This is a genomic window from Aliivibrio sifiae, from assembly GCF_002954705.1.
Taxonomy (GTDB): domain Bacteria; phylum Pseudomonadota; class Gammaproteobacteria; order Enterobacterales; family Vibrionaceae; genus Aliivibrio; species Aliivibrio sifiae_A.
The window spans coordinates 430,590-444,386 of record NZ_MSCO01000001.1 but is presented as its reverse complement, the minus strand read 5'-3'; the positions used below and the strand labels follow the sequence as shown (position 1 = coordinate 444,386).

Sequence of the window (13,797 nt, the reverse complement as noted above, 5' to 3'; positions counted from 1 at the left end):
TAGGTTAAATTTATCAATAAATTAACTTGTCGCACCTTGTTATCTGATTTTTACGTCGAGAGAATAAGAGTTAACAGTTAGCGACCAAAGCCACCCATACCGCCCATTCCACCACCCATCATTCCTTGCATATTACGCATCATGCCTTTCATTCCACCTTTCTGCATTTTTTTCATCATCTTTTGCATTTGAGTGAACTGTTTCAGCATACGGTTTACATCTTGTACTTGGGTACCAGAACCTGCTGCAATACGCTTTTTACGAGAACCCTTAATTAATTCTGGGCGCTCACGTTCTTTTAATGTCATTGAGTTAATAATAGCTTCCATTTGATGGAACATTTTATCATCAACTTTATCTTTTACATTATCAGGTAGTTGAGACATGCCTGGAAGTTTATCCATCATGCCCATCATGCCGCCCATGTTCTTCATTTGGCCAAGTTGCTCACGAAAATCTTCAAGATCAAAACCTTTTTTCTCTTTGAATTTCTTCGCTAATTTTTCAGCCTTTTCTTTATCTACATTCTTTTCAAGATCTTCGATTAAAGAAAGAACATCACCCATACCTAAAATACGAGAGGCAATACGTTCTGGGTGGAAAGGTTCTAATGCATCAGTTTTCTCACCAACACCCAAAAATTTAACTGGCTTACCGGTAATATGACGAACAGATAGTGCAGCACCACCACGAGCATCACCATCAACTTTCGTTAGGATAACCCCCGTTAGCGGTAACGTATCACCAAATGCCTTTGCAGTATTCGCCGCATCCTGACCTGTCATTGCATCAACAACAAACAAGGTTTCAATTGGGTTTACATGCGCGTGAAGTTGTTTGATTTCATCCATCATTTCGGTATCAACAGCCAAGCGGCCTGCTGTATCGACAATGACTACGTCAAAAAACTTTAATTTTGCGTGGCTAATTGCACCATCAACAATATCAATCGGCTTTTGATCTGCACTTGATGGGAAGAAGTTCACATCAACTTCTGCAGCCAATGTTTCTAGTTGCTTGATTGCCGCTGGACGATATACATCGGCAGACACAACAAGAACTTTCTTTTTATCTCTTTCTTTTAATAGCTTAGCTAATTTACCTGTACTGGTTGTTTTACCAGCACCTTGCAAACCTGCCATTAAAATAACCGCTGGAGGTTGACACGCTAAATTAAGAGCCTCATTAGAGTCTCCCATTATTGCTTCTAACTCAGACTGAACGATTTTTATAAATTCTTGCCCTGGCGTTAGGCTTTTTGAAACCTCAACGCCAACCGCATTTTCTTTTACTCGTTTAACAAAATCACGAACAACAGGTAAAGCAACATCCGCCTCTAGTAGAGCCATACGCACTTCACGCAGTGTTTCTTTAATGTTATCTTCTGTTAATCGACCTTTACCACTGATATTTTTCAGGGTTTTGGATAGTCTATCCGTTAAATTATCAAACATATTCTTGCGCCTACTTTGCGACCATATCTCGATTATACCTAAATCTGAGACGTTATAATGAAAATTTTTTATCCTAACTGAATCACACCTACCGAGATTCGCCTCTAAAGGGTATAATCAAAATGTTGATAAACTAAATGATCAGTGAATTATGGATACGATTACAGCAATTAGTGCTGCTCTTTTTTACTTTCTTGCGTTAGGTTTTGTTATTCCAGGCTTGGCTAGCCAAAATAAAATCCAAGCAAATATTGTCTTTATTTGTGCATCTCTTGCGCTGATTTTACACGCCTGGCAATTAAAAGAGCTCATTTTAAATAGCTTTGGACAAAATTTAAGTATTTTAAATGTAGCCTCTCTTATTAGCTTCATTATCTCTCTAGTGATGAGCCTATCTATGCTCAAATTTAGAGTATGGTTTATCCTGCCCGTTGTTTATAGTTTCTCTGCAATAAACCTACTGGCTGCAACCTTCTTACCTGGTGCTTTTATTACCCATTTAGAAACCCATCCAAGCCTATTAATTCATATATCGCTAGCATTATTTGCGTATTCAACGTTAATGATAGCAACACTTTATGCTCTACAACTTGCTTGGCTTGATCATAAACTAAAAAGTAAGAAGTCATTAACTCTTAATCCAAACCTTCCCCCTTTAATGATGGTAGAACGTCAACTTTTCAAGATCATCCTTGTAGGTTTAGGCCTATTAACTCTTACATTATTGACCGGCCTCACATTCATTCAAGATATGGTCGCTCAAGGTAAAACGCATAAAGCGGTTCTTTCCTTCTTGGCTTGGATAATCTATGCGGTATTAACTTGGGGACACTATCGTCAAGGTTGGCGTGGACAAAAAGCATTGTGGTTTAGTCTTGCTGGAGCATTTCTACTCACGCTTGCTTACTTTGGTAGTCGTTTTGTTCAAGAAATCATTTTGACTTAACACCGATAACCTACTCATTTTTCACGATCAAAATTGACATTTTTACTATTAGTATTGATAAATACGCTTTACAACTATTTTTAGATTGAGGACTTAGACACTTGGACGACATATCAACCGGCGCCCTATTTACTCTACTTGCTGTACTTATTGTTATCTCTGGTTACTTCTCAAGCTCAGAAACGGGCATGATGTCGTTAAACCGCTACCGCCTAAAGCACCTATCCAATCAGGGTCATAAAGGTGCGAAACGTGTTGAAAAATTATTAAGTCGTCCTGACCGTCTTATCGGACTCATTCTTATTGGCAATAACCTCGTAAACATCCTAGCCTCAGCAATCGCGACTATCCTTGGTATGCGCCTATATGGTGATTATGGTGTTGCTATCGCTACAGGCATACTAACGCTTGTTATTCTTGTTTTTGCTGAAGTAACCCCAAAAACACTTGCGGCTATGTATCCTGAGCGAGTGTCTTACAGTAGTAGTATTGTCTTAAATATATTAATGAAACTCCTTTCTCCATTAGTCATATTAGTTAACTTTATTACAAATGGTTTCTTAAAAATCTTAGGACTTGGAAACCGCAATGATGATAAAGATAATCTGAGTTCAGAAGAGCTTCGAACAGTAGTACATGAGGCAGGTGGCTTAATTCCTCGCCGACATCAAGATATGTTAATTTCAATTCTAGACCTAGAACATGTCACAGTGAATGACATCATGGTCCCTCGTAGTGAAATTACAGGCATCGATATTAACGACGATTGGAAGTCTATTTCCCGTCAATTAGCACACTCTCCTCATGGACGCATTGTACTGTATCGAGATCAAATTGATGAGGTCGTTGGGATGCTGCGCTTACGTGAATCTTACCGATTGATGCTTGAAAAGAATGAGATGACGAAAGAAACCCTATTACGAGCAGCTGATGAGATTTATTTCATTCCAGAAGCAACACCACTAAACAGCCAATTACTCAAATTCCAACGCAATAAAGAGCGTATTGGACTTGTCGTAAATGAATATGGTGATATCCAAGGATTAATTACATTAGAAGATATCTTGGAAGAAATTGTTGGTGAATTTACAACGTCGATGGCACCAAGTTTAGCTGAAGAAATTACACCTCAACCTGATGGCAGTTTCATGATTGAAGGCAGCGCTAATATCCGAGATATAAATAAAGGCTTGAAATGGGGTTTACCCACAGATGGCCCAAGAACATTAAATGGGCTAATATTAGAACATTTAGAAGAAATACCAGAGACTGATATAAATCTTGAAATTGATAATCACAATATGAAAATTATTGCGGTTGAAGAAAATAAGATCAATTTAGTTAAAGTATTTCCAACACCTGAAGAAAAGACAAAATAAACCTTTATAAAAAAGCCCGTATTAATTCGCTAATACGGGCTTTTTTAGATCATAAGTAAGTAAACTAATTAACTGATAGCTCTTTTAGCATTGATTCAGGCAGTGCAAGTTCATCATTTTTATTAACTCGAATCCCCGAAGCTAAAATAGCAGTAGCAATCGCCTTGGCTTCTTCTAATGAATGCATTGCATACGTACCACACTGATACTCATTTAATTCAGGAATTTTATTTTGAGCTTCCACTTTTAATACATCTTCCATTGAAGCAATCCAAGCATTTGCCACTGTTTGTTCTACTGGGGTTCCAATCAAACTCATGTAGAAACCAGTACGACATCCCATTGGCGAAATATCAATAATTTCTACTTCAGTACCATTAAGGTGATTACGCATAAAGCCAGCGTATAAATGCTCTAACGTATGAATACCTTTTTCAGACAAGATATCTTTGTTTGGGGCTGTAAATCGTAAATCAAATACCGTAATCGTATCGCCTTTTGGTGTTTGCATTGTTTTTGCAACACGAACAGCAGGAGCCTCCATACGAGTATGGTCAACGGTGAAACTATCTAATAATGGCATTATTTAATCCTTTAATTTATGAATGGTGACTTACCACCACCAACTACTTTGTCTTTCAAGCTCAGCTTTACATTGTTTTAATTGCCAGCCATAAGTTTTAGCTTGAGACTCAACTCTACGTGCTATCTTAATCAATTGCGGCTTACTTTGATAGCTCTTACGTTTATAACCTCCCCGTCCCTCATGATAAGCAAGATATTGGTTATAAGGGTCCCACTTAGAAATACCTAATTGTTTTTGAGAGCCGTCAGTATACCAACCGATAAACATTATAGCATCATCAAAACTACTGCGTGAGCCGCCACCCGTCGCATCTTCATATTCCCCCCACACAGGATCTTGTGCTTGAGCATATCCATAGGCAGAGCTTGGACGGCTCCATGGAATAAATCCTAATAATTTCGTTCTTGGTGGACGCACATCTGAGCGAAAGCTACTTTCTTGCTTCATTATAGCCATAGCAACATTGATTGGAGTACCATACTCTTCTGTCATGTCTTTGGCATCATCATACCAACCACTTTTCTCTCGAAAGATCTCGCATAAATTATCTTGCTTTGTTGGTGATGTAGTCGCGCAACCCGATAGTATTAATAATGCTAATATTGCGATAGAAAATTTATAGTTCATATATTTACTCAATAAAAAAGCACTGCTACTCATAGAATAACAGTGCTTTATAATTTCAGGTACCGTTACTTCAAATAACTGAAATAATCTTCTAAATATTCAGAAAAGGACTGCTTATCGTTCGATTCAATCTCTTTCTGAGCTAGAATAGAACGCTTAACTTCAGCATCTAACTCTTCTTTTGTATAAAAGCTATATTGATGACTAAGGTGCGTTTCTCGATGCTGAACCGCAAGATCACAGCCTATCTTACCAATACCACCACCTTTTTTAGTTTCTGCAAGTAGGCGACCTGAAATAGTTAATTCAGGATCTTCAATCATTGCAGTTAAACGCTGATGAGTTTGTTGGTATTCATCATCGCCATTTACCGAATCCATCTCTTTAGCAATAAGAAGCAAATCATCAAAGACGCGTTCTGCCCATGCTTTTTGAGTAAGCCTTTCACCTTGGCAACCAATTTGAAGCTCTAGCCCAGGTTTACGGCCTTTCTCAATAATCTTATTCCAATTATCTTTCCAACAAGCCATTTCACTGTCATTCATTGGCGCTGAATCTGTTAATACTGCCCAAGTTAGAAATAGGTCAAGGAAACGCACTTGGTCCTTATCAACACCAACTGAACTGAATGGATTCACATCTAATGAACGAACTTCAATGTATTCAACACCTGAACGCTCTAATGCTTCTGATGGGCGCTCGCCCGATTTTGCTACGCGTTTAGGTCTAATTGGTGCATATAATTCATTTTCAATTTGAAGTACATTGGCATTCAATTGAATATGCTTTTCGCCATCTTTTAGTCCGATTTTAGCAAACTCAGCAGATGGGGTGCGAATCGCTTTATTTAAGCCTTCAACATATTCATCTACACTGTTTAGGCTAATTTTTAAATCACTTTGAGCGTCATTAGTATATCCAAGATCACTTAAGCGCAGCGAAGTTGCATATGGTAAATACAATGTATTACCTAAAGATTCAAACTCCATTGACGTTTCACGTCCTTGAATAAATGAACTACATAATGCAGGCGATGCACCAAAGAAATAAGGAATTAACCAACCAAAGCGGTAATAGTTACGAATAAGGCTAAAGTACGCATCAGACACAGAGGATTGTCTATCTTCCTCTGTTTGCTCACCAAATAATTCATCCCAAAATTGTGTTGAGAAAGAAAAATTAAAATGCACTCCCGAAATGACCTGCATAACGCTGCCATAGCGACGCTTAAGGCCTTCACGATATGTTGTTTTTAATTGACCTACATTCGACTCACCATATTGAGCCAATGTGATATCGTCGTCTTTAGTAACAAAGCACGGCATTGATAATGGCCAAAGCTTCTCTTCGCCCATATGAGATACGGTGTAATGATGCACATCTTCAAGCTGATTAATCACAGTATCGACATCATTCGATACTGGTGTAATAAACTCTAATAAAGATTCTGCAAAGTCTGTTGTTATGTATTTATGAGTTAATGCTGAACCTACGCCTACTGGATGCGGCCTTGAAGAAAGCGATCCGCCAAGAGTAAATCTTAGGGTCTCTCTTTCAATTCCTCGGCCTGCTTTTTTAAATGCCTGAGGATTGGAAGCGACTTTCTGTAATCGGTTGATAAATTCGGTCAAAATACATTCTCGCTATTGAGGTAAGTTCAACATAATGTTGATTTATATCTTGGGATATTAGCAAATTTTAATAACGATTGGATACGAAAAAACGGCAATATACGCTTGATATTGCCGTTTTTCTAACAATAATTACTCCTTAGGAGCTATCAACTCAACCGGTAATCCTAGTGTTTTCAATTTTGGAGTTAATGCTTTTTTATCTCCGACGACAATAATTTGATATTTTGTAGGATCAAACCACTTCGTTGCTAAATCATTAAATTCATCACGACCCAAAGTCGCAATTAATTCATTTTGTTCATCAATAAAATCAGCGTCTAACGAGTACGTTAGTATTTTACCTAATAAATTTGCTTTCTGACTTGGTGTTTCATACTTCAACGCATCTTGTTGACCTACTGCCAAACGCATAAAGTTAAGTTCATCCATAGTCATACCATCGTTAGCAAATTTCCGCATCTCTGCGGTAAATTCTTTGATTGATTCAAGCGTCACATCTGCGCGTACTTGAGCATAAAAAATGGACATACCAACTTCTTTATTTCCCGTTAGATAACCACCCGCGCCATAGGTATACCCTTTATCTTCGCGAAGGTTTTGATTAATTCGGCTATTGAAATTTCCACCTAAATTAAAATTTGCAAGTTGCGTTTCAAATAGTTCCCCCGTTGCATCAAAAGGCATACCTTGTCGAACAAAACGAATCACACTTTGAGGTGCATTAGGTTTATCAATTAAATATACTTTTTGTTGAGTTAACGTTGGTAATTTTTGTGGTGCTAACAATTGTGGTGCTTCACCTTTCCACAGAGAAAGAAAAGAGAGTTTTGATATCAAATCTGATTTATTGATATCTCCAACTGACACGACTTGCGTTCCTACTGGTGTGTAGTTTTCTTTATAAAAACGTTTTACATCATCTAGAGTAAGGTTTTTTACCGAAGCAATCGTTCCATCAGGTGAGCGATCAAATATTGTTCCTTTAAACAAAACTTCTCTCGTAGCTTGAGAGGCTAACCATGATGGTTTTTGATGGCTATAAACCAAACCTTCTACAGCTTGTTTTTGCAAACGTTCAAAGTCAGCTTGCTTAAATGCAGGAGAAAACAGCATTTCATTTACAATAGATAATGTTTCATCTAAATTTTTTGTTAATGAAGATACGGAAATTCCAGTCGTGTAGTTACCAGAGTTAAACGAAATACCGCTACCTAGTTTATCTAAACGTTTCTGAAGCGCTTCTGAACTTGAGGTCGTGGTCCCTTCTTCCATCATAGCAGCAGTTAGTGACGCTAAACCTTCCTGACCTCTTGGAACGTAACGATTACCAGCAGGAATTGATATTTGTAATTGAACCGTTGGTGTTTCAATTGCTTCAGAGCCTAAAACTTCAATACCGTTAGCTAATTGCGCACGGAAAATATCTGGCGTTTTAGCCGTAACCCCCTTTGATGGTAACGGCATAACTGAACGATCAAAATCATCAACTGCTTTACGTACATCTAAACTACTGTCATCAATTTTCTTGTATTCAGGTAAGTCGCGTTTTGGGGTTATAAAGTTAGGTGCTTTAACTTGCAGTTGTGTTTTTCCTTTTGGAACCACACTTAACGTTACTTTATATTTATTAGCAATATACATATCAAAAGCTTGAGAAACTTTCTCTGGAGTAACCGCTTTAAGTTCAGCCAATTGTTTTTCTAGCTGATCAGGGTTGCCATAAAAAGTTTCATTAGATGCGAGTTGAGATACTTTTCCTGAGACTGATTGCAGACCAAAAATAGCTCCTGCTTCTGCACTGCCTTGGACTTCAGCAAGATCTTCTTGTGATACGCCTTCTTTTTCAAATTTATCTAATACATCCATCACTTCTTTATATGCGGTAGCAAGATCATTCTTATCGCTAGAATCTGTCATCGCATAAACATACATAGTACAAGACAGCTCTGCACAATCATGGAAAGCACCTGCATCAACAACTTTACCAGTCTTCACTAGGTCTTGATAAAGTAAACTCGTTTTACCATCACCAAGTAAGGTTGCTAACATATCAAGGCTAGCTTCCGTTTTTTCACCGCGATACGTTGTTGGCCAACCAATCATAACCATCGGTTGCTGAATTCTATCTTCCAAAGTAATAAAACGATTCTCAGTCAGAGTGACTGGTTGCTTCGGTGCATTTTCAACTTCTGGCCCACGAGGAATTGACCCAAAGTATTTATTTACCCACTCTAGTGTTTGCTTACTATCTAAATCACCACCAATGGTAATAACCGCGTTATTTGGGCCGTACCAACGTAAAAAGAATGCTTTAAGATCATTCACATCTACACGATCTAAGTCTTCAACGTAACCAATTGTTTGCCATGAATAAGGATGGTCTTGTGGAAATAAAGCCTCTCCCATACGTTCATAAATTAACCCATAAGGTCTATTATCATAATTTTGACCACGTTCGTTCTTAACTGTACTGCGTTGAATCTCAAATTTCTTCTGGGAAACGGCGTCAATTAAAAACCCCATACGATCTGACTCTAACCAGAGCATTTTCTCTAATTGATTTGCTGGCACGGTTTCAAAATAATTGGTTCTATCACGGTTCGTTGTGCCATTTAACGTACCACCCGCTTCAGTAATAATCTTAAAGTGTTGTTGATCACCTACATTTTCAGAACCTTGGAACATCATATGTTCAAAGAAATGCGCAAAGCCTGATTTACCAATTTCTTCTCGTGCAGAACCAACATGATAAGTAACATCAACGTGCACAAGTGGATCAGAATGATCTGGGCTTAAAATAACCGTCAATCCATTTTCTAATGTGTATTTTTGGTATGGAATAACCGTTGTGCCTTCTTTTGGCAATACTCGCTTAACTAAAGTAACGCCTTGTGGTAAGTCAGCGCTTTTTGGCGCTTCAAATTCAGAGTTACTGCAACCCGCTAGAGCCAGTACTATCGAGAGACCTAATAATTTTTTCATTCTAGTTCCTATAAAATCCCATTTACTGCGAGCGATAACAGAAGATATCGTGCAACCTTTCCTATACCAATTAAAATTACGCATGGCCAGAATCTCATTCGTAACCATCCGGCTGCGAGACAAAGAGGATCACCAATAACAGGTAGCCAACTGAACAATAATGTCCAATAACCGTACGTTTTTATCCATTGAATGGCTTTATGACCATGTTTCTGTGAAGAAGTTTTATCAGGAAGTAACAAACCAATCCAATAATTTGTTATTCCGCCTAGCGTATTTCCCAATGTTGCAACGGCGATTACTGTCCACATTGAAAAGCTGTTTAGATTTAATGTTGCAATTAAGCTTGCTTCAGAGGCTCCAGGAAGTAAAGTTGCACTTAAAAATCCAGAACTAAATAATACCCATAATGCTGAATCTGCATTGAACCAATCAAACATGACTGAATTAATTCCATTGATTACGATTTATATTACTACAGCATAAAATAAAAAAGGGCGCGCCTGCACCCTTTTATTGTTAAGTTTTATTTGGAATTACCCAACAAGAGCTAAAAGGATACCTGCAGCAACAGCTGAACCTAATACCCCTGCCACATTTGGTCCCATTGCATGCATTAATAAAAAGTTTTGAGGGTTAGCTTCAAGCCCCACTTTATTAACAACTCGTGCAGCCATTGGTACTGCAGATACGCCTGCTGCACCGATAAGCGGGTTAATGTCTTCTTTTGAATACTTGTTCAATACTTTAGCCATTAATACGCCACCGGCAGTACCAACACTGAAGGCAACTGCACCCAATAATAAAATACCTAGTGTTTCTACATTCAAAAAAGTTTCAGCTTTTAGTTTTGAGCCAACACCTAAACCTAAGAAAATAGTAACAACATTGATTAATTCATTTTGAGCGGTATTCGATAAGCGATCAACAACACCTGATTCTTTCATTAAATTACCCAAGCAGAACATGCCAACTAATGGCGTTGCTGATGGTAAAAATAAAATCGTCATTAGTAGTACAGCAAGAGGGAAGATGACCTTCTCTGCTTTACCTACATGGCGTAATTGAGCCATTTTAATTTGACGTTCTTCAGGTGTGGTTAATGCTTTCATTATTGGCGGCTGAATAATTGGAACAAGCGCCATGTAACTATAAGCAGCAACAGCTATCGCACCTAATAAATCAGGAGATAATTGGCTCGCTAAGAAAATAGCCGTTGGGCCATCTGCACCACCAATAATTGCGATTGATGAAGCATCAGCTAGTGTGAATTCCATTCCCGGAACATAGTTGAGTAAGATTGCACCAAACAACGTTGCAAAAATACCGACTTGGGCCGCAGCACCTAACCACAGGGTTTTTGGATTCGCAATGAGCGCACCAAAATCTGTCATTGCACCTACACCCATAAAGATTAGTAATGGGAATATCCCCGTTTCTATCCCTACGTAATACACGTAATACAATAACCCACCAGGATCAGTGAATCCTGCGTTTGGAATATTAGCCAATACTGCACCAAACCCAATTGGTAGCAATAGTAATGGCTCGAATCCTTTTTTAATCGCTAAAAACAAAAGCCCACAACCCACGAAGATCATAATAAGTTGTTCAAATTTAAAATTCGCAATTGCGGTTTCATTCCATAGTGTTAATAAACCATCCATGTTTAGCTACCTTACGCTAGAGAAAGCAACGGTGCACCAACTGCTACCGCATCGCCTTCCTTAGTTAAAATATCTTGCACTGTACCATTGCGCGAAGCTCTGATTTCAGTTTCCATTTTCATAGCTTCAAGAATAAGTAGTACGTCACCTTCAGCCACTTCAGCACCTGGTTGCACTAAAACTTTGAAGATTGTACCTGCAAGTGGGGCATCTACAGATTCTGCATCTACCGCTGACAATTGTGCTGATTGAACTGGTACTGATTGTGCTGATATAGGTGAAACAGAAGAAATAATGCCTTGAGGGCCAACCTCAACATTATAAACTTGACCATCGACCTTAACGCTATAAGCTTCAACGCCACCTTTTGTAGGCGCCGCTTTAACATCAACGTCTGTTTCGGTTCCTGGCGCGGGTTCAAATGCTTCTGGATTATTACGGTTATTCAGGAATTTCAAACCAACTTGTGGGAATAGTGCATAGGTTAGAACGTCATCCACTTGTTGTTCTGCCAATTCAATATTGTCTTCTTTTGCTTTAGCAATCAGTTCATCAGTCAATGTATGAAGTTCTGATTTTAATAGATCCGCAGGACGGCAAGTAATTGCTTCTCCTCCATCTAATACTCGGGCTTGTAACTCAGCGTTGACCTCTGCAGGAGCTGAACCATATTCACCTTTTAATACACCTGCGGTTTCTTTTGTGATGCTCTTATAGCGCTCACCAGTAAGTACATTAATAACCGCTTGAGTACCTACAATTTGAGAAGTCGGTGTAACTAGAGGAATATAACCAAGATCTTTACGTACTCTAGGGATCTCTAGTAGTACCTCATCCATTTTGTCTGCAGCGCCTTGCTCTTTAAGTTGACTTTCCATATTAGTAAGCATGCCACCAGGAACTTGGGCGATAAGAATACGAGAATCTACACCTTTCATTTTTCCCTCAAATTTCGTATATTTCTTACGAACTTCACGGAAATAAGTTGCAATAGGCTCTAGTTGCTCAAGGTTAAGATTAGTATCACGACCCGTTCCTTCTAACATTGCGACAACAGTTTCTGTTGGTGTATGACCATATGTTTGGCTCATTGAAGAGATAGCTGTATCTAGAATATCGATACCCGCTTCAACCGCTTTTAATGCTGTTGCTGTAGATAAACCCGTTGTAGCATGGCTATGTAACGCAAGAGGTACATCACACGACGCTTTGATACGAGTAATCAGATCTTCTGCTTCATAAGGCTTAAGCAGACCTGACATATCTTTAATACATAAAGAGTGGCAACCCAGATCTTCAAGGCGTTTTGCTAAATCAACCCAAGTATCTGAATTATGTACAGGGCTTGTTGTGTAAGAAAGAGTTCCTTGTGCGTGAGCACCAACGTCTATCGTTGCCTTTACTGCTGTTTGAAAATTTCTAACGTCATTCATTGCATCAAAAATACGGAAAACGTCCATCCCATTCGCGTGCGCTCTCTCAACAAACTTTTCCACCACGTCATCAGCATAGTGACGATAACCTAATAGGTTTTGGCCACGTAATAACATTTGCATCGGTGTATTTGGCATCGCTTTTTTTAATAAACGTAGACGTTCCCATGGATCTTCACCTAGGTAACGAATACAAGCATCAAAAGTTGCTCCACCCCAAGTTTCTAATGACCAATAGCCGATTTTATCAAGCTGTTCAGCGATTGGCAGCATATCTTCGACACGCATACGAGTAGCAAACAATGATTGATGAGCATCACGAAGTACCACATCAGTGATAGAAAGTGGTTTAGACATACTTACAAACTCCTTGTAATAATTTTCCTAAAACAGTTTATCGATTCTTTTGACGGTGTAATTTAACCGCAGCAGAGATCGCAGCAATAATTTGAGGTTGGACTGTTGTTTGATCGGGATTTTGAACCTTTTGGATCGCTAATGCCTGCTTAGGAGCGAGCTCCACAGGCAGCAATCGAGACATAAGTCGAACGAGGTAAACGAGGATGGTAAGGAATGCGAATACGACGCCCATGCCTGTAAGCATTAACGTTGCAGCTTCCCCTAATAGACTTCCAATGTCTGTCATCTTTTATTCCTTTTTTGATGAGAGTGACAATGTAAAACTTAATAACAAATTGTGTTCTTTTATTCTAAAAAGAAAGAGTGATTATCTCGACATCAATAAATTTGTCAAATACGAAACGATCACAAATTATTAAAAAAAGCGTTTTATGGTGAGATATGTCCATACACTGCCACTAATCACTTAAGAATAAACTGATTACAATCAAATTACCTAATAATAACCTATAATTCGATCTATTTAATAATAGTATCAATTAATTAACGAAATTTCTTATAGGCATAAAAAAACCCGACCATAAAGATCGGGTTCTTTTAAAGAATGGTGCGCCAGGGAGGATTCGAACCTCCGACCGCCTGGTTCGTAGCCAGGTACTCTATCCAGCTGAGCTACTAGCGCACAGTAATTCTAATTGTCTTTGTAACTAAATATCGTAACCAATAAAA

11 protein-coding genes and 1 tRNA gene are annotated in these 13,797 nt (G+C 38.6%); 2 read left to right on the top strand and 10 right to left on the bottom strand.

Features of this window, described 5'->3' with window-relative positions:
* Positions 1–77: 77 nt before the first annotated feature.
* Positions 78–1,454 carry a signal recognition particle protein gene (ffh, locus tag BTO22_RS02045; RefSeq protein WP_105054077.1) on the bottom strand — a complete coding sequence of 459 codons (1,377 nt, stop codon included), beginning with the start codon at positions 1,452–1,454 and terminating at the stop codon, positions 78–80.
* A 151-nt stretch (positions 1,455–1,605) separates the two neighbouring features.
* On the opposite strand from ffh, the gene BTO22_RS02040 reads away from it, so the two are divergent.
* Together BTO22_RS02040 and BTO22_RS02035 are read left to right on the top strand one after the other, a co-directional pair.
* Positions 1,606–2,400, top strand: coding sequence for a cytochrome C assembly family protein (locus BTO22_RS02040; RefSeq protein WP_105054076.1), 795 nt, complete (start codon positions 1,606–1,608; stop codon positions 2,398–2,400).
* Between the two features lie 101 nt (positions 2,401–2,501).
* Positions 2,502–3,779 (top strand): HlyC/CorC family transporter, encoded by a 1,278-nt coding sequence (locus BTO22_RS02035; RefSeq protein ID WP_105054075.1) that lies wholly within the window; start codon positions 2,502–2,504, stop codon positions 3,777–3,779.
* A 64-nt stretch (positions 3,780–3,843) separates the two neighbouring features.
* Here the strand turns inward: BTO22_RS02035 and luxS are convergent, their stop codons facing one another.
* The 9 genes from luxS to BTO22_RS01990 all read right to left on the bottom strand — a co-directional run bounded on the left by luxS (position 3,844) and on the right by BTO22_RS01990 (position 13,750).
* A complete protein-coding gene (gene luxS, locus BTO22_RS02030) occupies positions 3,844–4,362 on the bottom strand; it encodes an S-ribosylhomocysteine lyase (RefSeq protein ID WP_105054074.1) in 519 nt (172 codons plus the stop codon).
* Positions 4,363–4,392: 30 nt separating this feature from the next.
* The gene (locus BTO22_RS02025; protein ID WP_105054073.1) at positions 4,393–4,992 is read right to left on the bottom strand and encodes a transglycosylase SLT domain-containing protein; all 600 of its coding nucleotides are present in this window, start codon (positions 4,990–4,992) and stop codon (positions 4,393–4,395) included.
* A 65-nt stretch (positions 4,993–5,057) separates the two neighbouring features.
* Entirely contained in the window at positions 5,058–6,623 is a 1,566-nt protein-coding gene (gshA, locus tag BTO22_RS02020) for a glutamate--cysteine ligase (protein ID WP_105054072.1), read from the bottom strand.
* Between the two features lie 132 nt (positions 6,624–6,755).
* Positions 6,756–9,608, bottom strand: coding sequence for a M16 family metallopeptidase (locus tag BTO22_RS02015; protein ID WP_105054071.1), 2,853 nt, complete (start codon positions 9,606–9,608; stop codon positions 6,756–6,758).
* A gap of 8 nt (positions 9,609–9,616) precedes the next feature.
* Positions 9,617–10,048, bottom strand: coding sequence for a YqaA family protein (locus BTO22_RS02010; protein WP_105054070.1), 432 nt, complete (start codon positions 10,046–10,048; stop codon positions 9,617–9,619).
* A gap of 96 nt (positions 10,049–10,144) precedes the next feature.
* On the bottom strand, positions 10,145–11,275 hold the full coding sequence (locus tag BTO22_RS02005; RefSeq protein ID WP_105054069.1) for a sodium ion-translocating decarboxylase subunit beta: 1,131 nt from the start codon (positions 11,273–11,275) through the stop codon (positions 10,145–10,147).
* A gap of 11 nt (positions 11,276–11,286) precedes the next feature.
* Entirely contained in the window at positions 11,287–13,065 is a 1,779-nt protein-coding gene (gene oadA / locus BTO22_RS02000) for a sodium-extruding oxaloacetate decarboxylase subunit alpha (protein ID WP_105054068.1), read from the bottom strand.
* Between the two features lie 37 nt (positions 13,066–13,102).
* Entirely contained in the window at positions 13,103–13,354 is a 252-nt protein-coding gene (locus tag BTO22_RS01995; RefSeq protein WP_105054067.1) for an oxaloacetate decarboxylase subunit gamma, read from the bottom strand.
* A 319-nt stretch (positions 13,355–13,673) separates the two neighbouring features.
* Positions 13,674–13,750, bottom strand: a tRNA-Arg gene (locus tag BTO22_RS01990).
* Positions 13,751–13,797: the final 47 nt, after the last annotated feature.

What these genes read in the sequence shown, in the direction of transcription:
- BTO22_RS01995 (WP_105054067.1), bottom strand. Translation starts at nt 13,354, where the DNA reads ATGACAGACATTGGAAGTCTATTAGGGGAAGCTGCAACGTTAATGCTT.
- ffh (WP_105054077.1), bottom strand. Translation starts at nt 1,454, where the DNA reads ATGTTTGATAATTTAACGGATAGACTATCCAAAACCCTGAAAAATATC.
- BTO22_RS02040 (WP_105054076.1), top strand. Translation starts at nt 1,606, where the DNA reads ATGGATACGATTACAGCAATTAGTGCTGCTCTTTTTTACTTTCTTGCG.
- luxS (WP_105054074.1), bottom strand. Translation starts at nt 4,362, where the DNA reads ATGCCATTATTAGATAGTTTCACCGTTGACCATACTCGTATGGAGGCT.
- BTO22_RS02025 (WP_105054073.1), bottom strand. Translation starts at nt 4,992, where the DNA reads ATGAACTATAAATTTTCTATCGCAATATTAGCATTATTAATACTATCG.
- BTO22_RS02015 (WP_105054071.1), bottom strand. Translation starts at nt 9,608, where the DNA reads ATGAAAAAATTATTAGGTCTCTCGATAGTACTGGCTCTAGCGGGTTGC.
- BTO22_RS02010 (WP_105054070.1), bottom strand. Translation starts at nt 10,048, where the DNA reads ATGTTTGATTGGTTCAATGCAGATTCAGCATTATGGGTATTATTTAGT.
- oadA (WP_105054068.1), bottom strand. Translation starts at nt 13,065, where the DNA reads ATGTCTAAACCACTTTCTATCACTGATGTGGTACTTCGTGATGCTCAT.
- BTO22_RS02005 (WP_105054069.1), bottom strand. Translation starts at nt 11,275, where the DNA reads ATGGATGGTTTATTAACACTATGGAATGAAACCGCAATTGCGAATTTT.